This is a genomic window from Neisseria sp., assembly GCF_041804105.1.
Lineage (GTDB): Bacteria > Pseudomonadota > Gammaproteobacteria > Burkholderiales > Neisseriaceae > Neisseria.
Window position 1 is genome coordinate 1 of record NZ_JBHCJY010000051.1, and the last position, 20,674, is coordinate 20,674.

The 20,674-nt window shown below is 50.2% G+C and carries 14 protein-coding genes and 1 CRISPR repeat array; of the genes, 10 read left to right on the forward strand and 4 right to left on the reverse strand.

Features of this window, described 5'->3' with window-relative positions:
* The 6 genes from cas8c to cas2 all read left to right on the forward strand — a co-directional run.
* On the forward strand, nt 1-2,004 hold a 2,004-nt coding region (gene cas8c / locus ACEYDX_RS04780; protein ID WP_373740892.1), incomplete at its 5' end, for a type I-C CRISPR-associated protein Cas8c/Csd1.
* Between the two features lie 23 nt (nt 2,005-2,027).
* Nucleotides 2,028-2,882 carry a type I-C CRISPR-associated protein Cas7/Csd2 gene (cas7c, locus tag ACEYDX_RS04785; protein ID WP_373740893.1) on the forward strand — a complete coding sequence of 285 codons (855 nt, stop codon included), beginning with the start codon at nt 2,028-2,030 and terminating at the stop codon, nt 2,880-2,882.
* A gap of 23 nt (nt 2,883-2,905) precedes the next feature.
* Nucleotides 2,906-3,550, forward strand: a complete 645-nt coding sequence (cas4, locus tag ACEYDX_RS04790) for a CRISPR-associated protein Cas4 (protein ID WP_373740894.1) — start codon at nt 2,906-2,908, stop codon at nt 3,548-3,550.
* Nucleotides 3,551-3,588: 38 nt separating this feature from the next.
* Nucleotides 3,589-4,908: a hypothetical protein gene (locus tag ACEYDX_RS04795; protein ID WP_373740895.1), complete on the forward strand. Its 1,320-nt coding sequence runs from the start codon at nt 3,589-3,591 to the stop codon at nt 4,906-4,908.
* Between the two features lie 156 nt (nt 4,909-5,064).
* A complete protein-coding gene (gene cas1c, locus ACEYDX_RS04800) occupies nt 5,065-6,078 on the forward strand; it encodes a type I-C CRISPR-associated endonuclease Cas1c (RefSeq protein ID WP_373740896.1) in 1,014 nt (337 codons plus the stop codon).
* A gap of 66 nt (nt 6,079-6,144) precedes the next feature.
* Nucleotides 6,145-6,438, forward strand: coding sequence for a CRISPR-associated endonuclease Cas2 (cas2, locus tag ACEYDX_RS04805; RefSeq protein WP_123804956.1), 294 nt, complete (start codon nt 6,145-6,147; stop codon nt 6,436-6,438).
* 190 nt (nt 6,439-6,628) lie between these two features.
* Nucleotides 6,629-8,050: a CRISPR direct-repeat array (repeat unit 32 nt; unit sequence TCAGCCGCCTACGGGCGGCTGTGTGTTGAAAC).
* A 145-nt stretch (nt 8,051-8,195) separates the two neighbouring features.
* Here the strand turns inward: cas2 and lpdA are convergent.
* The 3 genes from lpdA to aceE form a co-directional block, all read right to left on the reverse strand.
* Nucleotides 8,196-9,992 carry a dihydrolipoyl dehydrogenase gene (gene lpdA / locus ACEYDX_RS04810; protein WP_373740897.1) on the reverse strand — a complete coding sequence of 599 codons (1,797 nt, stop codon included), beginning with the start codon at nt 9,990-9,992 and terminating at the stop codon, nt 8,196-8,198.
* Nucleotides 9,993-10,113: 121 nt separating this feature from the next.
* A complete protein-coding gene (gene aceF, locus ACEYDX_RS04815) occupies nt 10,114-11,748 on the reverse strand; it encodes a dihydrolipoyllysine-residue acetyltransferase (RefSeq protein ID WP_373740898.1) in 1,635 nt (544 codons plus the stop codon).
* 346 nt (nt 11,749-12,094) lie between these two features.
* Nucleotides 12,095-14,764 (reverse strand): pyruvate dehydrogenase (acetyl-transferring), homodimeric type, encoded by a 2,670-nt coding sequence (gene aceE / locus ACEYDX_RS04820; RefSeq protein WP_373740899.1) that lies wholly within the window; start codon nt 14,762-14,764, stop codon nt 12,095-12,097.
* A gap of 513 nt (nt 14,765-15,277) precedes the next feature.
* Between aceE and dld the strand changes: the two genes are divergently transcribed.
* Nucleotides 15,278-16,969 carry a D-lactate dehydrogenase gene (dld, locus tag ACEYDX_RS04825; RefSeq protein ID WP_373740900.1) on the forward strand — a complete coding sequence of 564 codons (1,692 nt, stop codon included), beginning with the start codon at nt 15,278-15,280 and terminating at the stop codon, nt 16,967-16,969.
* A gap of 71 nt (nt 16,970-17,040) precedes the next feature.
* On the opposite strand, the gene grcA is transcribed toward dld, so the two are convergent.
* Entirely contained in the window at nt 17,041-17,430 is a 390-nt protein-coding gene (gene grcA, locus ACEYDX_RS04830) for an autonomous glycyl radical cofactor GrcA (protein ID WP_373740901.1), read from the reverse strand.
* 169 nt (nt 17,431-17,599) lie between these two features.
* Between grcA and mutM the strand changes: the two genes are divergently transcribed.
* The 3 genes from mutM (at nt 17,600) to ACEYDX_RS04845 (ending at nt 20,345) form a co-directional block, all read left to right on the forward strand.
* Nucleotides 17,600-18,427, forward strand: a complete 828-nt coding sequence (gene mutM, locus ACEYDX_RS04835; RefSeq protein ID WP_373740902.1) for a bifunctional DNA-formamidopyrimidine glycosylase/DNA-(apurinic or apyrimidinic site) lyase — start codon at nt 17,600-17,602, stop codon at nt 18,425-18,427.
* A gap of 218 nt (nt 18,428-18,645) precedes the next feature.
* Nucleotides 18,646-19,410, forward strand: a complete 765-nt coding sequence (locus ACEYDX_RS04840) for a 1-acylglycerol-3-phosphate O-acyltransferase (RefSeq protein ID WP_373740903.1) — start codon at nt 18,646-18,648, stop codon at nt 19,408-19,410.
* Nucleotides 19,411-19,613: 203 nt separating this feature from the next.
* Nucleotides 19,614-20,345, forward strand: a complete 732-nt coding sequence (locus ACEYDX_RS04845) for a glutathione peroxidase (protein WP_373740904.1) — start codon at nt 19,614-19,616, stop codon at nt 20,343-20,345.
* The last annotated feature ends 329 nt before the right edge of the window (nt 20,346-20,674 follow it).

A 20,674-nucleotide genomic window follows, 5' to 3' on the forward strand; every position in this document is an offset into this window, starting at 1 on the left:
AAAGCAGTTCATTTGAAAGTTGTTTTAAATGAAGATGGACAGTTAGTACGAGCAGAACGGTTTGAAGGCAAAAAGCAAGTGCCTATTCAGGTAACGGAAAAGTCGTCAAAACGCGCTGGTTCAACTATAGCTTCTTACGCCTTACATGACAACTTGCAATATGTTGCTAAAACATCGGGTCAATATCTGACAATAGAATATCTTTCCAAAGTAGCAGAAAAAGATAATGGGAAAAAATGGAAAGCGTTTTTATCGGGTTCTGATGAAGAAAAACAAAAGTTTGCTGATGCAGAAAAAGCCAAATATCAAAGCTGTTTTGAGTTTTATAAGAAACAGCTATCTGATTGGGCTGAGTTTAGTAGTCTGCAAGAACTGAAAATTGTCTTACGATATGTGCAAAAAGGATCGCTTATCGAAGATTTACTAGAAAAAGGAATTTTCTCTTTTGAAAATAATATATTGTTTTCAGGTAAAGATGACCCGTTTGCTTTAACACTTGTGTGGGCTGTAGAAATACCTGGTGACCCGCATTCTGATTTGTGGAGTAAAAGTAATATAAAAAGCCAATGGATTCAATATCAAGAAAGTCAGTCTGAACAAGGTAATAAAAGCAAAGAGTTATGTTACATAACGGGAGAAGAAGATTATCCGGTAGAGGCATACCCGAAAATTGACGGTAATGCGAAAGTGGTTTCTGCCAATGATGATACTGGATTTACTTTTCGGGGACGGTTTTATGGGGATAAAGATAATGGAGCCAAATCTGAATTAGGCAGTCAGGCTGTAACCTTGGGAAGGGATGTGTCTCAAAAAGCATTTAATATATTGAAATGGTTGATAAAGCGTCAAGGGATCAGCAACGGTGATCAGAAAACTGTTGTTTGGGCAATTAGCGGTAAAGAAGTTCCATCGCCGATGAAAGATTCTTTTGGCGTGATTGATTGGGATAACTTAGATACAAGTGCGGTTGAAAATGAAGAAGAAATGCCGTCTGAAACAAACATTTCAGGTAAAGATTGGTCAAGTTCGGTAGGTCAAAAAGCAGCCGAGATTATTAAGAAAAAACTGCATGGATATAGAGTTAATTTGGAAAATCATGAGCAAATTTCTTTGCTTGTGTTAGATAAATCAACAGATGGGCGCATGGCATTAACCTATTACCAAGAGTTTTTACCCGCTGATTATTTCGCCAATCTGGATGCTTGGATAGACGATTTTTCTTGGTATCAACGTTATAAACCGAAAGACGGCAAACCTTGGTTATTTGCAGCTCCATCCATAGAGCGTATTGCAGATACAATTCTTAGTAAATCTGAATTGGAGGATAAGAGCAAGAAAGCAAAAAAACAGCTCTACACCCGTTTGCTGCCTGTGATTGCTGGTGGCAAAAAGGTACCGATTCCTTACGACTTGGTACAAAAAAGTTTTCAGACGGCCTGCAATCCTTATGCAAACCACCGCCCAGAAGATGGGGAAGAAATTCGTAAAGCTAATTGGCAACGCAATATTGGCGTCGCCTGCGCTTTATACAAAGGTTGGTGTGCCCGTCATCACGATTTAGATTTATCAGCAAGGAGAACTTACTCTATGAGTTTAGAAAAAACAAATCAGTCGCGCGACTATTTATATGGGCGCTTACTTGCACAAGCAGAAAGTTTGGAGTGGTATGCCTTATATTTGCAAAATGGCAAAAAAGCACCTACTCGAGCAACCAATGCAGAGCGCTATTTTCAACAATTTGCGCAGCGCCCTTATAGCACATGGCTAAATATTGAAAGTGTCAAACTTGTGCCGTATAAAAATTACTTGACCAATTTGGGAAAAGATTTTTATAAACAAGCTATTGGAGAAATTATGGATCTATTCGAAAACGATGACTTTATGTGCGATGATAAATTAAGCGGTGAATTTCTGCTTGGTTATCATTGCCAAAAAATGGAAATCGACCGCCAAATTGCTGCACGAAGAGCTGCTAAACAAAAGAAAACAGAAACTGCTGAATAACCTAACATTGAAAGGAAAACAACATGAGCTTAACCAAAAAAATTGATTTCGCCTTAATTATCGGTGTACAGAATGCCAATCCCAACGGTGATCCTTTAAATGGGAACCGCCCACGCGCCGATTTTTTTAATATCGGTGAGATAACAGATGTTTGCTTGAAGAGAAAAATTCGTGATCGCTTGCAAGAAAATGGGGAAGTTATTTTCGTACAATCAGATGAAAAGAAAACTGACGGTATGACGAGCTTAAAAAATCGCGCTGAATCAGATGAATTCGGCTTAGGCAAAAAAGCCTTTGAAGTCAAAAAAGGAGCTGACAAAGTTAAACAAAAAGACGAAACCAAAAATTTGGCTTGTCAAAAATGGTTTGACGTAAGAACTTTCGGGCAAGTATTCGCTTTTAGTAGCAAAGATGGAGAGGGAAGCGGGGTATCAATAGCTATTAGAGGTCCTGTAACCATTCAATCGGCATTTAGTGTTGCTCCTGTGAATATCACAAGTAATCAAATTGTTAAAAGTGTAGATAGTGATGATAAAGAGGGCAAAAATGCACGAATGGGCATGAAACACCGCGTGGATAGCGGTATTTACGTGGCCTTCGGTGCCATGTCGCCTCAGCTTGCCGAACGCACCGGCTTTTCAGACGGCGATGCCGAAAAAATCAAAGCCGTACTCACCAAACTGTTTGAAGGCGACGCATCCTCCGCCCGCCCCGAAGGCTCGATGCAGGTGCTGAAACTGATTTGGTGGGAACACAACTGCAAAGCAGGGCAATATTCCTCCGCCAAAGTGCACGGCAGCCTGAAAGTCAATTCAGACGGTAGCTATGAGTTGAATAATCTCGATGGCTTGGTTCCTGCCGAGATTGACGGCTTTTGATGGTGGGAAGTTTGCAAGATTCTATGCAAGACTCACCGCTTGCAGGCGCGGGGGAGCGGGATTTACCCACCGTTTCCCTCTCCGCCCTGCAACACTACGCCTTCTGCCCGCGCCAATGCGCGTTGATTCACAACGAGCAGGCGTGGGCGGAAAACTATCTGACCGCGCAGGGGCGTTCGCTGCATGAGCGGGTGGATTCGGGCGAGCCGGAAACGCGCAAAGGTGTGCGCTTCGAGCGCAGCGTGCATGTGTCGGCGCAGCGGCTGGGCATCAGCGGCATTATCGATATGGTGGAGCATGATTTGGTTTCAGGCAGCCTGAAGCCCGTTGAATACAAACGCGGCAAGCCCAAACCCGAGCCGTTCGACGAAATCCAGCTTTGTGCGCAGGCGCTGTGTTTGGAGGAGATGAGCGGGCAAACCATCAGCGAGGGCGCGCTGTGGTATATGCAAACCCGCCACCGCGTGCCGGTAGCGCTTTCAGACGGCCTTAGAACGCAAACGCTGGCCGTTATCGCCCAAGTGCGCGAACTCTTGGCAAGCGGGCAAACCCCGCCGCCGGTGTATGGCAAACGCTGCAAAGCCTGCTCGCTGGTGGAGGTTTGCCAACCGAAGTTGTTGGAGAAAGATAAGTCGGAGAGGTATGTGGAGGGGTTGTTTGGGGATTAATATAAATCTAAATTTTTATACATTAAGGAAATTGTGCCATGGGTCAAAAGAAAAATTTTTCTCTTCAAGAATTCTACGAGGAGTTGAACTTTAATGAATTAGAAGAATTTCATGCACTATGGAAACAATATCCCCCAAAGTTTGAGATAGGTGATACATGTTTTAACAGATTCTCTTCATTTACCAAATCGCAAGAAGAGCAATATAAGCATGTTTTAGATTTGCTAAGAGATAAATTGTCCGATGGCACTACCTTGTTTTCAGAAATATTATTGGAATATCACAATCATAAAAAAAATTGTGAAATTTCGCATCTTAAAACAATTCATAATGACTGGGATAAAAATAGTTTTTATAGGCTGCAGGTTGAAAGTCTTGAGGGGCAAATTTATTCTAGTTGGAATGAGCTTAAATCATATTATGGTGATTTATACAAATGCCTTAGTACTTCAACAGGGTTGCTTGAAGGGTATAGTGAATATGAGTACATTGAGTCAAGCTTAATTATCTTACTTTTTGCTCTCATAGACGAATACAAAAGCATAAGAAATAAGTTTTCTCTTAATTTAAAAAATAACCCTCTTGTTGATTTCTACAAAGAAAAAGGCATAGATTTAATCAAAGAGGATAAGCAATATGAAAAATATGGATTAATTTCCATTTCATTGGATAATTTTGAATTTTGTTCTAGTCAGCCATTTCAGTTAAGAGACAGGAGAATTGATTCAACTTTTTATTTTAGTAGCCTTATACCGAATAAGACTTCTATGCATAGGAATAATCATCCATCTTTGAAAGATTATCTTTGGAGCTCTTTAGAAAACAAAAAAATAAATCAATTAGCATTGCTTCCAGAATTTAATAGTGTCCCTAGTGATGGATTGTCTTTAATTTTAGAAAATTTTGAAAAAGGTGTTTCATTTAGGATAAATGGTTTAAATAAAGAGAATATTGCAAAACTCTTTCAAGAAAGGGAGTATGGCAATCAATTATGGGCATACATGGATGGAGATACAGATATTACATTTGAAGAATTTGATGAGAGTGCTGCAAAAGATTATTTAGATATTTGTGGTTTCTATGTTACAAATGTTGTCCATTTAAAATATTTTAAAGATGGGGATGATTATTTTATTGAACATTTAGATCATGAGTATGTTTTTTATCTGCCAGATGAATATGAGAAAAGAAAATTAACTCATCTCCAAAAAGGTAATGCCAAAAAACGAATAAAAACATTTAAAGTAGATAACTCAAAAATTCCATTAGATTCTGAAGATGATTTTGAATTTCTTGAGCTCATTTTAAAAGAATGCTTAAAACATACAGACTTAATTGAAGAATTTTTATATTCATAAAAGTGGTAATCGTATAGTGTGCCTTTGGGCACACACGCGTTAGTGGGTCATCTGTTTTTCGTTCTACGCCGTCTGAAAGCCTAATTTTTCAGATGGCCTAAACAACAAGCCGTTCCAAAATAAAAGTGCGGTCAAAATCAAGGGAGTTTTTTAACTATGCGCAAGCTGCAAAACACGCTGTATATCACCACGCAGGGCAGTTATCTGCATAAGGAGCGGGAAACGCTGGTGGTGGAGCAGGAGCGTAAAAAGGTGGCGCAGTTGCCGGTGCATTCTATCGGGCATATTTTCTGTTTCGGCAATGTGCTAGTGTCGCCGTTTTTGATGGGGTTTTGCGGCGAAAACAATGTAAATCTGGCGTTTTTTACCGAAAACGGGCGTTTTTTGGGGCGCTTGCAGGGGCGGCAGAGCGGCAATGTGTTGCTGCGGCGGGCGCAATACCGGCTGTCGGAGCATAATCCGGTGCCGATTGCGCGGCATATTATTGCGGCGAAGATTCAGTCGTGCAAGCGGGTGTTGCAGCGGCGGCTGCGCAATCATGGCGATCAGGAGGAGGTGAAGGCGGCGGTGTCGGCGCTGAATTTTAGTTTGCAGCAGTTGAAGCGGGCGGAAACTTTGGAGTTAATCCGCGGGATTGAGGGCGATGCGGCGGCGCGTTATTTCGGCGTGTTCCGCCATTTGCTGCGCGAAAACAGCGGTTTTGCCTTCGACGGCCGCAACCGCCGACCGCCGCGCGACGGGGTGAATGCGCTGCTGTCGTTTGTGTACAGCATTTTGGGCAAGGACATCAGCGGCGCGCTGCAAGGCGTGGGTTTGGACCCGCAGGTGGGTTTTCTGCACGCCGACCGCCCGGGGCGCGACAGTTTGGCGCAGGATATTCTGGAGGAATTCCGCGCGTGGTGGGCGGACAGGCTGGTGCTGTCGCTGATTAACCGCGGGCAGATTAAGCCGCAGGATTTTGTTGCCGAGGCGGGCGGGGCGGTGAATATCAAGCCGGAGGCGCGCAAGCTGCTGTTTCAAACCTTGCAGGCGAAAAAGCAGGAGAAGATTGTGCATCCGTTTTTGCAGGAAGAGGTGGCCGTCGGCCTGCTGCCGCATATTCAGGCCATGCTGCTGGTGCGGCATCTGCGCGGCGATTTGGCGGAGTATCCGCCGTTTTTGATGCGTTGATTTTTTCAGGCAGCCATATTCAGATGGCCTTGATGTCTGTCTGAAAAATAAGCAAGGGGAAATACTGTGTTGATGCTGATTACTTACGATATTGCCCTGGACGACCCGCAAGGCCAAGCGCGCCTGCGCCGTATCGCCAAACATTGCTTGGACTACGGCGTGCGTGTGCAGTATTCGGTGTTCGAATGCGACATCGCGCCCGACCAATGGGTTGTTTTGAAAGAAAAATTATTGAAAACCTATAACCCTGAAACCGACAGCCTGCGCTTTTACCATCTGGGCAGCAAATGGCGGCGCAAGGTGGAACACCACGGCGCAAAAGCAGCGGTGGACGTGTTTCAAGACACACTGATCGTGTGAATCGCTAACCTGCGGTTCTCATGAAATCCCCGCGGGGTTAGCGACGGGAAATTTTTCTTTAACAATTAGGAATTTGGGAAAACAGGTATAACGGTTATCGGCTGTGTTATACTTGTTCCCTGCCTTTTTCGGGGGCGTTGGCGAAATCGGGCTTTTTAAGGCCGGTGGGACAAGGCTTTCGAGAGAGGCTTCAGCCGCCTACGGGCGGCTGTGTGTTGAAACATCATCAGGCTGGCCTGGACGCTGGCGGCATCGTCAGCCGCCTACGGGCGGCTGTGTGTTGAAACGCATCTTGGTCGGCCGAAGTTGCAGGATTTAGCAGTCAGCCGCCTACGGGCGGCTGTGTGTTGAAACTTTGCCCATCTGCGCGACGGTCGTTTTTGTTTTCTCAGCCGCCTACGGGCGGCTGTGTGTTGAAACCAGTCGTTATCTGCTTTCAGAATGCTGGTCGGTGTCAGCCGCCTACGGGCGGCTGTGTGTTGAAACTCTGCGGCGGTTGTCATAATTCAATCTCCGTTAATCAGCCGCCTACGGGCGGCTGTGTGTTGAAACCCCGACCGATGCGCCATAGGCTGCAACACCATTGGTCAGCCGCCTACGGGCGGCTGTGTGTTGAAACAACAAATCACCGTTACTTAGACCGGAATGAATATTCAGCCGCCTACGGGCGGCTGTGTGTTGAAACACATGGTTGCCTCCGAACATTGCCAACATAGAACTCAGCCGCCTACGGGCGGCTGTGTGTTGAAACCAGATGGTAGATTTGGATAAGTTGGGCGATGGAAATCAGCCGCCTACGGGCGGCTGTGTGTTGAAACTCAATATCATGAAGAGCTTCATTCAAACGTCGATCAGCCGCCTACGGGCGGCTGTGTGTTGAAACAGGTTCAAATAAGTTTTTTTCATGACGAATTTCTCAGCCGCCTACGGGCGGCTGTGTGTTGAAACATCCTGAAATGGATTTTCGGCTTTGGTGTCTCGATCAGCCGCCTACGGGCGGCTGTGTGTTGAAACCCACTTACCCAAATACTCACAGACTTTAATCGGCGTCAGCCGCCTACGGGCGGCTGTGTGTTGAAACTCTTCCTTTGGCATTTCGCCGTTCGAAATGGTCTTCAGCCGCCTACGGGCGGCTGTGTGTTGAAACTGCAACACCTTGCATCGCCATCCAGCCGCCCTGCCGTCAGCCGCCTACGGGCGGCTGTGTGTTGAAACGTCTATGGCTTATGCCGCTGGCACGGAAAGTAACTCAGCCGCCTACGGGCGGCTGTGTGTTGAAACTTCAAATCCCCGGCCATATTGGTTACACCGGAAATCAGCCGCCTACGGGCGGCTGTGTGTTGAAACCTAAAATATTTTTTCGCTCGCCGTTACAAACTTTATCAGCCGCCTACGGGCGGCTGTGTGTTGAAACAGCTCGTGGTTGTTCTTACGACGCTTTCCCGAAATCAGCCGCCTACGGGCGGCTGTGTGTTGAAACCAGCCTGATTTCGCGCGTTGTCTTTGCATTGCTGTCAGCCGCCTACGGGCGGCTGTGTGTTGAAACGTTTCACGAGGCCAAAGACGTGTTGGCCGACGTGTCAGCCGCCTACGGGCGGCTGTGTGTTGAAACCTCTAAATCTATGATGAACGTGTGACTTTATGCGTTAGCTGCTTCGGCAGCTGAATGTCAGGTAACTATTAATTGAAACAAAATAAAAGGCCGTCTGAAAACTTTTCAGACGGCCTGATACAGATTTGCAGGTACAGAACGTTAGTTACTTTTTACGTTGCGGGGGTAAATCTGTGCAAGTCCCCAGTGCGACTTCTGCGGCTAAACCTATGGTTTCTCCTAAGGTGGGATGGGGGTGGATGGTTTTTCCGATATCTGCGGCATCACAACCCATTTCAATGGCCAGACAGATTTCTCCGATCATGTCGCCGCCGTTAGGGCCGACAATGCCGCCACCGATGATTTTTCCGCTTTCGGCATCAAAAATCAATTTGGTGAAACCTTGATCGCAGCCGTTTGCGATGGCACGGCCGGAGGCTGCCCATGGGAAGTTGGCTTTGGTGATTTTGATGCCTTCTGCTTTGGCGGCTGTTTCGGTTACGCCTACCCAGGCGACTTCCGGTGCGGTATAGGCTACTCCGGGAATGACGCGGGCGTCGAAATAGGCTTTGTGTCCGGCACAGTTTTCGGCGGCAACATGGCCTTCGTGCACGGCTTTGTGTGCGAGCATGGGTTGGCCGACGATGTCGCCGATGGCGTAGATGTGCGGTACGTTGGTACGCATCTGTTTGTCGACTTCGATAAAGCCGCGGTCGGTTACGGCAACACCGGCATTTTCTGCGCCGATGAGTTTGCCGTTGGGCGCACGGCCTGCGGCAACCAATACGCAGTCGTAACGTTGCGGTTCTTTGGGGGCGTTTTCGCCTTCAAAGGTTACGTAGATGCCGTCGGTTTTGGCTTCTACGGCGACGGTTTTCGTGTTGGTCATGATACGGTCGAAACGGTGTTCGTTCTGTTTCTGCCATACTTTGACCAAATCGCGGTCGGCCCCCTGCATCAGGCCGTCCATCATTTCGACAACTTCAAGACGGGTGCCGAGCGTGCTGTATACCGTACCCATTTCCAAACCGATGATACCGCCGCCGATAATCAGCATGTTTTTCGGTACTTCTTTAAGCGCCAGTGCACCGGTAGAGTCGATGATTCGTGGATCTTCCGGAATGAAGGGCAGCTTCATCACGCGGCTGCCCGCGGCGATGATGGCGTTTTTGAATTGCAGGGTACGTTTTTCACCGGTTTCGGTTAAAGGCGCATCGTAATTGCCTTCGGCAGTCAGTGCGACTTCGATATGGTGGGCGCCGACAAATTTACCGTTGCCGCGGATGACATCGACTTTGCGTGCTTTGGCCATTCCCGACAAACCGCCGGTCAGTTTGCCGATGACTTTGTCTTTGTAGCCGCGCAGCATATCGATATCGAGTTCCGGCTCGGGATATTTGATGCCGTTTGCGGCCAAATGGCGTACTTCGTCAATTACGGCGGCGTTGTGCAGTAAAGCTTTGGAAGGGATACAGCCGACATTGAGACATACGCCGCCCAGGGTTGCGAAGCGTTCGACAATGGCCACTTTCAGGCCTTCGTCTGCCGCGGCAAATGCGGCAGAATATCCGCCGGGACCGCCGCCGAGTACGACTACATCGTATTCCGCGTCTGCATTGCCGCTGAACTGGGCGGCTTGCGGTGCGGGAGCTACGGTTTTTGGAGCTTCCTGCGCCAGAGCAGCAGCGGGTGCAGTTTCGGTTTTCGGCGCTTCGGCTGCCGCACCTGCGGCTTCAATCAAAGCAATTACGCCGCCTTCGGAGATTTTGTCGCCGACTTTGACTTTCACTTCTTTGACTACGCCGGCTGCATCGGCAGGAACATCCATGGTGGCCTTGTCGGTTTCTAAGGTAATCAGGGTGTCCTCAATAGCAACGGTATCGCCCGCTTTGATTTCGACGGCGATGATGTCCACATTTTCGTGGCCGCCGATATCGGGCACTTTCAATTCGATTAAGCTCATGTTTAATCTTTCTTTTTCATCAGTTTCAGACGGCTTTGGCTGATGAGGCCGTCTGAAAACGTTATCTCGACTTTTTCAGACGGCCTGTTAATCTGTTACAGACAGGTCGTCTGAAAACCGGTTACAGCATCACGCGGCGGAAGTCCTTCAACAGGTTCGCCAGATACACGGTAAATTTCATGCCGGCTGCGCCGTCAATTACGCGGTGGTCGAACGACAGGCTCAGGGGGCACATCAGACGGGGTTCGAAGCCTGAACCGTTCCAAACCGGTTTCATTTGTGATTTGCACACGCCGAGAATGGCGACTTCGGGCGCGTTCACAATCGGCGTAAAGCCTGTACCGCCGATACCGCCGAGGCTGGAAATGGTAAAGCATGCGCCCTGCATTTCCTGCGGCTTGAGTTTGCCTTCACGGGCTTTTTTGCTCAATTCGCCCAACTCGATGCTGATTTCTTTCAGGCCTTTTTTGTCCACGTCTTTAATCACGGGTACGACCAAACCGTTGGGCGTGTCAGCGGCAAAGCCGATGTTGTAGTATTTTTTCAATACCAAGTTGTCGCCGTCGAGCGAAGCATTGAATTCGGGGAAGGCTTTGAGCGCGCTTACGGAGGCTTTGATGATAAATGCCAAGGGCGAGAGTTTGACGCCTTCGCGTTCCCATTCTTTATTGAGCTGTTTGCGGAATTCTTCCAATTCGGTCATATCCGCATCTTCGTTAACGGTAACGTGGGGGATAACCACCCAGTTGCGCGACAGGTTCTGACCGGAAATTTTCTTGATGCGGGAAAGCTCTTTGACCTCGATTTCGCCGAATTTGCTGAAATCGACTTTGGGCCACGGCAGCAGGTCGAGTCCGCCGCCCAAAGAAGCTGCAACAGACGCACCTTTGCCTGCACCGCCTTGCATGGCGGCTTTGACGAACGCTTTGATGTCGTCGCCGATGATACGGCCTTTGTGTCCCGATCCTTTGACCAAGCCCAAATCAACGCCCAATTCGCGGGCGAGTTTGCGGGCGGATGGGCCTGCGTGTGCTTTGGAGAACGATTCTTCGTTGACCGGCGTATTGCCGAATGCGCCGCTGGGAGCGGCAGGAGAGGCGGGTGCCGGAGCAGGCGCCGTTTTGGGTGTTTCAGCCACAGGTGCGGGTGCTGCGGTTTCGGCAGGAGCAGGAGCCGCGGCAGGTGCGCCGGCACTTTCAACGTCGATAATTTTCGAACCTTGCGATACTTTGTCGCCGACTTTGATATATACGGCTTTGACGATGCCCGAAGCGGTACTCGGCACATCCATGGTGGCCTTGTCGGTTTCCAAAGTAATCAAGGTATCGTTTTCGGCTACGGTGTCGCCGACTTTGATTTCTACTGCAATTACGTCCACATTGTCATGGCCGCCGATATCGGGCACTTCTACGGCAACCGTTCCGCCGGAAACGGCGGGAGCAGCTGCCGGAGCAGGTGCTGCGGTGGCGGGAGCGGAAACGGTTTCAGGGACACTGGGAGCTGCTGCGGCATCAGAACCTGTTGCTTCCACGGTTACGATCAGGCTGCCTTCGGAGACTTTGTCGCCTACTTTGATTTTGACTTCTTTAACCACACCCGCAGCCGTGCTGGGGACATCCATGGTGGCTTTGTCTGTTTCCAGCGTAATCAGGGTGTCGTCCACGGCGACGGTGTCGCCTGCTTTGATTTCGACGGCGATTACGTCCACATTGTCGTGGCCGCCGATATCGGGTACTTTGATTTCTACGATACTCATGGAGAGTTTCCTTTGTTGTGTATGCCGTCTGAAAAATCCGCTGTCTGCGGTTTGCTTTTGGCTCAGACGGCCTGTTGCACTTTTGAAAAACGGTTACTAAACGGTTCGCTTTCCGACTGTTTCAAAACCCGTTGTCAGGCCGTCTGAAAACCGGCCGGACAGAGTCGCGTATTTCAAGCAGAGGTTTGCACGGAAAAATACGCTTGCCTCTGGAAATTCGGGAGACGGGCTACAATTTTCTGTGGGGTTTGGTCGGAAGAAACATGCAAAACATGTCTGTTTTGCTTGATAAAGTTTTTTCAGACGGCCTTGCCGGCTTGTTTCGACGGGCCGTCTGAAAACCGTTTTAGCGTTTCCAGCTCGGTTCGGCATCGGCTTTGATACCGTATTTTTCGATAGCGCTCTGCACGGTGTTTTTGTCCACTTTGCCTTGTTGTGCCAATGCGCTCAATGCAGCCACTGCGATGTGGCGGGCATCAACTTCGAAGAAGTCGCGCAGGTTGGCACGCGAATCGCTGCGGCCGAAGCCGTCGGTACCCAAGACATGGTAGTCGTTGGGGACGTAGGCACGGATGCGGTCGGCATAGCTGCGGATGTAGTCGGTGGCAGCGATGACGGGGCCGTCATGACCTTGCAGCTGCTCGGTAACGAAAGGCACTTTTGCGGCCTCCAGCGGATGCAGGCGGTTGAAGCGTTCGGCTTCGATGGCATCGCGGTGCAGCAGGTTGAAGGAAGGTACGGACCAAATATCGGCTTCTACGCCGAAATCGGCTTTCAACATTTCGGCAGCCTGAATCGCGTCGTTCAGAATCACACCCGAGCCCATCAGTTGAACCTTTTTGTCGCCTTTGCCGCCTTCTTTAAACAGATACATGCCTTTGAGAATCTGCTCTTCGATGCCTTTGCGTTGGGGCATGGCAGGGTGGGTATAGTTTTGGTTCATGACGGTCAGGTAGTAGAACACGTCTTCCTGTTCGACATACATGCGGCGAAGGCCGTCTTGGATAATGACGGCGAGTTCGTATTGGAAAGTCGGGTCGTAGGAAATACAGTTCGGAATCAAATCTGCCTGGATGTGGCTGTGGCCGTCTTCATGTTGCAAACCTTCGCCGTTCAGCGTGGTTCGGCCTGCGGTACCGCCGATCAGGAAGCCGCGTGCGTGCATGTCGCCGGCAGCCCAAGCCAAATCGCCGACGCGTTGGAAACCGAACATCGAGTAGTAGATGTAGAACGGAATCATCGCGTATTTGTTGTTGGCGTAGCTGGTGGCCGCCGCAATCCAGTCGGCCATCGCACCGGGTTCGTTGATGCCTTCCTGCAAAATCTGGCCGTCAACCGATTCTTTATAGAACATCAGTTGGTCTTTGTCCTGCGGGGTGTATTGCTGGCCTTTGGGGTTCCAAATGCCGTATTGGCGGAACAGGCCTTCCATACCGAAGGTACGGCTTTCGTCGGGAACAATCGGCACAATGCGTTTGCCCAGCTGTTTGTCTTTGAGCAGGGTGGACAGGATGCGGACAAAAGCCATGGTTGTGGAAAACTCGCGCTCGCCGCTGCTTTGCAGCTGAGCATCGAACGTTTCCAATGCGGGAACCGGCAGCGCGTCGGTGGCAGGTTCGCGTTTGGGCAGATAGCCGCCCAAGGCGTTGCGGCGCTCGCGGATATAGCGGGCTTCTTCACTGTCTTCGGGGAAGCGGAAGTAGGGCAGGTTGCCGCTGTCGATTTGTTCGTCGGTAACGGGGATGTTGAAGCGGTCGCGGAATTTCTTTAAGGATTCCACGTCCATTTTCTTCGCCTGATGCGCCACGTTTTGACCTTCGCCGGATGCACCCATACCGTAGCCTTTGATGGTTTTGGCCAAAATGACGGTCGGACGGCCTTGCGGATTATTTACCGCTTCATGATAGGCCGCATAAACTTTGTGGGGGTCATGGCCGCCGCGGTTGAGTGCCCAGATTTCATCGTCGGACATGCTGGCAACCATGGCTTTCAGCTCGGGCGTATTGAAGAAATGTTCGCGGACATACGCGCCGTCTTTGGATTTGTAGGTTTGGTAGTCGCCGTCAAGACATTCGTTCATGCGCTGTTTCAACGCATTGTTGGTGTCGGCGGCCAAAAGGGTGTCCCAACGGCGTCCCCAAATGACTTTCAATACGTTCCAACCTGCACCGCGGAAGTTGCCTTCCAGCTCCTGAATGATTTTGCCGTTGCCGCGGACAGGGCCGTCGAGACGCTGCAGGTTACAGTTGATGACGAAAATCAGGTTGTCCAAGCCTTCGCGTGCGGCCAGGGAAATCGCGCCTTGGCTTTCCGGTTCGTCCATTTCGCCGTCGCCGCAGAAACACCAAACCTTGCGGCCTTTGGTTTTGGCCAAACCGCGTGATTCCAAATATTTCAGGAAACGCGCCTGATAAATCGCCATCAAGGGGCCGAGACCCATGGAAACGGTAGGAAACTGCCAGAAATCGGGCATCAGGTGCGGATGGGGGTAAGAAGACAGGCCTTTGCCGTCGACTTCTTGGCGGAAATTGTCAAGCTGCTCGTCGTTCAGACGGCCTTCGACATAAGCGCGGGAATAAATGCCCGGGGAAACGTGTCCCTGAACGAAAATCATATCGCCTTCTTCGCCGTCGCCTTTGGCTTTCCAGAAATGGTTGAAACCTACGTCGTAAAGCGTGGCGGAAGATTGGAAGGATGCAATATGGCCGCCCAGTTCCAAATCCTTTTTACCGGCGCGCAAAACCATTGCCGCGGCATTCCAGCGGATGGCCGAACGGATGCGGTGTTCGATTTCCTGATTGCCGGGGGATTTCTGTTCCTTGCCTACGGGAATCGTGTTCAAGTAGGCAGTAGTGGCGTCAAACGGCATGTGGACACCGCGGCGGCGGGTATATTTCACCAATTGTTCCAGCAGGAAATGGGCGCGTTCCGTGCCTTCGGTTTCCAAAACCGAGCTCAGGGCATCAAGCCATTCCTGGGTTTCAATGGGATCGACATCGTTCAGTTGGGTGGACATATTCATCTATCCTTCGGTTGGGTGTTATGGATAAGGCGTATTTTGAGACAACAGGCCTTTTGTTTCTTTTTCGTTTTCGAACGTCAGTATAAAAACGAAAATATTCCGCAAAGCAAAATCAGGCAGTTCCGTTAGTTTTCAATAGGTTGAAAAAGAACCGAAACCAACAGGAAGCAAAGCTGCCCAGAGATGTTTTGTTCAGCGTGGAATCGTATCAGTAAAAAGCATGGCTGGCAAATAAGAGTTTTTGTCGGATGGCGGCCGTTCGGGGCAGTGTTTGTCTGAAAATCAAGGGGTCGTCATTTGTGTGTTCGGGAAGGTTGGGAAAAGGTCTTCGTGTTCGGTGAAAAATGAAAACAAACGAACTGAAAAGAAAGTTGTTTGCAGGCAGTCTGAAAATTTTTCAGACTGCCTGCAAACGGTTTACTTCGCTTCTGCAAGTCCTTACAATAAACTGAAATACTGTTTCTCAACAGGTTTTTCCGAAATAATCCACCTGTAAGGATATGTGCCATGACCGCCAGCCAACTCATCGAAAAACTCACGTCCATCGTCGGCGAAAAATACATCATTACCGATCCGGCCAAAACCGAACCCTACCGCCAAGGCTACCGTTTCGGCGAAGGCAAAGCCTTGGCCGTGGTGCGGCCGGGTACGCTGCTGGAACAGTGGGAAATCCTGAAGGCCTGTGTGGAAGCCGATGTGATTGTACTGACTCAGGCAGCGAATACCGGCCTGACCGGCGGTTCCACGCCCGACGGCAACGATTACGACCGCGACATCGTGATTGTCAACGTGATGCGGATGGACATCGTGCGTCCGATTAACGACAACGAACAGGTTGTCTGCCTGCCCGGTGCCACGCTCAACCAGCTCGAACTTTTGCTGAAACCGTTGGGGCGCGAACCGCATTCGGTTATCGGCTCGTCGTGTATCGGCGCATCGGTGTTGGGCGGCGTGTGCAACAACTCAGGCGGTGCGTTGGTACAGCGCGGGCCGGCCTATACCGAAATGGCCCTGTTCGCGCAGATAAATTCAGACGGCCGCTTGGAATTGGTCAACCACTTGGGCATCGATCTCGGCGATACGCCCGAAGAAATCCTGATCAATCTGCAAGGCCACCATTACCGCCAGAAAGACATCACGCGCGAAGCGGGCAAAGGGCACGACCATGCCTACTGTAACCATGTGCGCCAAGTGGATGAGCCGACCGCCGCCCGTTTCAATGCCGATCCTGCCCGACATTACGAAGCATCGGGCTGTGCCGGAAAACTGATGGTGTTTGCCGTGCGTCTCGACACTTTTCCGATGGAAAAGCATACCGCCGTGTTCTACATCGGCACCAACGACATCAACGAGCTGACCGACATCCGCCGTGCTGCGCTGGCCGAATTCGAGTCCCTGCCGGTTTCCGGCGAATACATCCACCGCGACGCATTCGACATGGCGGCGGTTTACGGCAAAGATACCTTTATGATCATTAAAAAGTTCGGCACACACCGTTTGCCGCAGCTTTTTGATTTCAAGGCGAAAATCGACCGATTTGGCAAAAACCTGCCCATGCTGCCCAAACATTTTTCCGACAAAGCGATACAGTGGGCGAGCAAATTCCTGCCCGAACACCTGCCCCAATCCCTGCGCAACTATCGTGACAAATACGAACACCACCTGATTTTGAAAATGGGCGGCAAAGGCGTTGAAGAAGCGCGCGCGTTCCTGCAAAAATACTTTTCAGAAAAAACCGGCGCATATTTCGAATGCAGCGCAGAAGAAACGCAAGCGGCCATGCTACACCGTTTTGCCGTGGCATCCGCAGCCGTGCGCTACCGCGCCGTGCACGATAAAGAAGTCGAAGACATTGTCGCGCTCGACATCGCCCTGCGCCGCAACGACAAAGACTGGTTTGAAAAACTGCCGTCTGAAATCGACAGCAAAATCAGTCACAAGCTTTACTACGGCCATTTTATGTGCCACGTGTTCCACCAAGACTACATCGTGAAAAAAGGCCACGACTGCATGGCCTTGGAACACGAGATGCTGCATCTGCTGGACGAACGCGGCGCGCAATATCCGGCCGAACACAACGTCGGCCACCTTTACGAAGCCAAGCCCGAACTGAAACAGTTCTACCGCAAGCTCGACCCGACCAACAGCTTCAACCCGGGCATCGGCAAAACCAGTAAGAAGAAAAATTGGGCGGAGTAATCCGGCAATACCCGAAACGACAAAAGGCCGTCTGAAAACTTTTCAGACGGCCTTGTTCGGCAAAACTGCTGTTACAGGCTGTTGGTAAACGTGCGGGTAATCACATCACGCTGCTGTTCGGGCGTGAGCGAATTGAAACGTACGGCATAGCCGGAAACGCGGATGGTCAGTTGGGGGTATTTGTCGGGATTGGCTACCGCATCTTCCAGCGTTTCGCGGGTCAAGACGTTGACATTCAGGTGTTGGCCGCCTTCCACTTTCGGGCGTACATGGGCATCAACCGGAATTTCTTTGTAGGAAATTTCGCCCAAAGCCGCTAAAGTGGCGGTGTCGTCTTCTTTGTAGCCTGCACCTTCTTTGACGGCCAGGCAGCGTACTTCGCCGGTAGCGTCGTCGAAGAGCCAGAACGAGTTAAGCAGGGCGGCGTTGGCCGATTCGGTAATTTGGATGCCTTTGATCATTTTCAGAATCCTTTCAAATTGATGGTTGGAACAGGGCAGTAAAAATTTCCATAACGGTATTTTATACCCCTTTGGACGGCCGCAGCCGGAATCGGTTTGATTTAAATCAAGTTACGAAAAGCTACATTTTCTTTTTGCAGCAATTATTTAGACGGAAAAGGAGTTCCGTATGCCCGAATTGCCGGAAGTCGAAACCACTTTGCGCGGCATTGCGCCCCACATCACGGGACAAACCGTGAGAAACGTTACGGTGCGCGACGGCCGTCTGCGCTGGCCTGTTCCCGAATCTTTGGCCGAAACGTTGTGCGGACAGGAAGTGCAGTCATGCCGCAGGCGGGCGAAATACCTGCTGGTCGAGTTTAAGACGGGCATCCTGCTCATCCATCTCGGTATGTCGGGCAGCCTGAGGATTTTTACCGGACAAAATACGGACGCGGAACCTGCGGGAAAGCATGACCATGTTGATTTTCTGTTTTCAGACGGCATCCTGATGCGTTATTACGACCCGCGCAAATTCGGGGCGGTGCTGTGGTTTGCCGGTGCGCCCGAACATCATCCGTTACTGCAAAAACTGGGTGTGGAGCCGTTGGAAGACGGATTCGACGCAGCCTATCTTCACGGCCGTCTGAAAACGCAGAAACGCGCCGTCAAAACCGCCTTGATGGACAATGCCGTCGTGGTCGGCGTCGGCAATATTTACGCCAACGAAAGCCTGTTTGCAGCCGGTATTCTGCCAAACCGTCCGGCTGCGTCGCTCAGTAAAAAAGAATGCGCGGAACTCGTTGCCGAAATCAAAACCGTATTGATGCGCGCCATTGAAAAAGGCGGCAGCACATTGCGCGATTTTGTCGACAGTACGGGAAAAAGCGGCTATTTCCAGCAGGAATACAATGTGTACGGACGTCAGGGCGAACCGTGCAGGCGTTGCGGTTGCCCGATTGAAAAAAGCACATTGGGACAACGCGGAACGTTTTATTGCAGGCGGTGCCAAAAATAAGCCGTATCGCGGCAGGGGAGCGTTGGGTATCTTTTATATTTGACAGGTACTTGTAAATCTCAAAGCCGGATTCCCGCAAGAGAGGGAATGACGAAAAACCAATATCCATGAAAACAATCCTCCACGCTGCCAAAACGGAACGGGAAAATCTGTTCCCTGCTTTTTTCAGACGGCCTATAATGCCGCTTCCGATATTTTTACCGACAAACCGCCGATTTATGTCCGCACCCAAAGCCCCATTCCTTACCCGTCTGCGCCGTCTTGCACGGCTGGCGCGCTGGCTGTTTCAAACCGGCCGCAATTTGAGCAGCATCGACCGCGACAATCCCGTTCAGCGCAACCGCATCCTGGTGCAGCTCGGCGCAGGCGCATTGCAGGCGCTGGATATCGAACTGAAAGTGGAAGGGCGTAGAACCGGTTCGGAAAAAGGGCTGCTGGTGGTCGGCAATCATGTATCGTGGCTGGATATTTTCGCTATGAGTACGGTATTTCCGAGCAGCTTCATCGCCAAACAGGAAATCGGCAGTTGGCCGGTATTGGGCAGGATGGGCAAAAACGCGGGTACGGTGTTTATCAACCGCAATTCCCGCCGCGATGTCGAACCGATTAATCTGGCCGTCGGCGAAGCCTTGAAGTCGGGCAAAAACGTGAGTTTTTTCCCTGAGGCGAAAACGTCGCCGGGTTTGGACATACTGCCGTTTAAAGCAGCGCTGTTCCAGTCGGCCATCGATACCGATTCGCCGGTGCAGGCGGTGGCGTTGCGCTATTATGATGCGCTCGGACGGCGCAGCGTTGTGCCGTCGTATGCAGACGTAAGTTTGCCGGTATCGCTGTGGCGGATTGTTTCGATGGAAAAGCTGACCATCCGCATCGATTGCGCCGAACCGTTCAGGCCGTCTGAATTTCCCGACAAAGACCGTTTCGGTATCAAAGACATTGCCGAAACTTATATTAAGGGCGTTGTAACGGAGGATGCCGTCTGAAAACCTGTTACGCTGAGGTAAATTTTTCATTTGCGCTCTTGAGATTTTTTCAGACGGCCTTACATCGTTTAGACAGAATACAGGTTATATAGTTTTATGTAATTCCCTGTATTTGGATTATAAATCGTGAACCTTGTCCGAGACGGGGTAGAATCACGAGTTCAAATTTTCTTAACCCGTTAATGCAAATAAAGGAGTTCCCAATGGCTTTAACCGACCGTACCGGCCAACAAGTACCCAGCGTAGTATTCCACACCCGCCAAGGCGATTCTTGGGTGGACGTTTCCACCGACGACCTGTTCAAAGGCAAAAAAGTAGTCGTATTCTCCCTGCCGGGCGCATTTACCCCCACCTGTTCTTCCACCCATCTGCCGCGCTACAACGAGCTGGCCAAAGAATTCTTTGCCCGCGGCATTGACACCATTGCCTGCGTTTCCGTTAACGATACTTTCGTGATGAACGCATGGTTAGCCGATCAGGAAGCCGAAAACATCGTGGTTGTACCCGACGGCAACGGTGACTTTACCCGCGGTATGGACATGCTGGTCAGCAAAGAAGGCTTGGGCTTCGGCGACCGTTCATGGCGTTATTCCATGCTGGTTAACGACGGCAAAATCGAAAAAATGTTCATCGAGCCGGAAAAAGAAGGCGACCCCTTCGAAGTTTCCGATGCCGACACCATGCTGAAATTCATCGACCCGTCTTGGGTTGCCCAAGAATCCGTGGCTATTATCACCAAACCCGGCTGCCAATTCTGTGCCAAAGCCAAAGCACTGTTGGCCGAAAAAGGCTACGCTTACGAAGAAATCGTATTGGGTCGCGATGCCTCCATCACTTCCGTACGCGCCATCACCGGTAAAGCCACCGCTCCGCAAGTATTTATCGGCGGCAAATACATCGGCGGCAGCGAAGAGTTGGAAAAATATTTTGCTTAACTGTTAGGCAATTGCCGGAACGGGAGGCCGTCTGAAAAACGGTTGCCCGTTCGGTTTCAAAACCGAAAGGGTTATTCAGATAGCGCAGCGTTTGCCCTGCAAACGGCGTTACCTGAATAACTCTTTCATTGCAAAAAGCTTTTGAAATTGATTGTTTTAATCGGGCTGTTTGGGAAATACGGTTGAGGCCGTCTGAAAAACCTGTATTTCGCCTCGGAAACTGAAATGCCTTCAAAACAGGAAATACGGGTTTCCGGCCTTCGGAAACAGTCTCCTTATGCCCGAACAGGCGGCTGTATTTTCAGACGGCCTGTCCCGCAGTGTGAAAG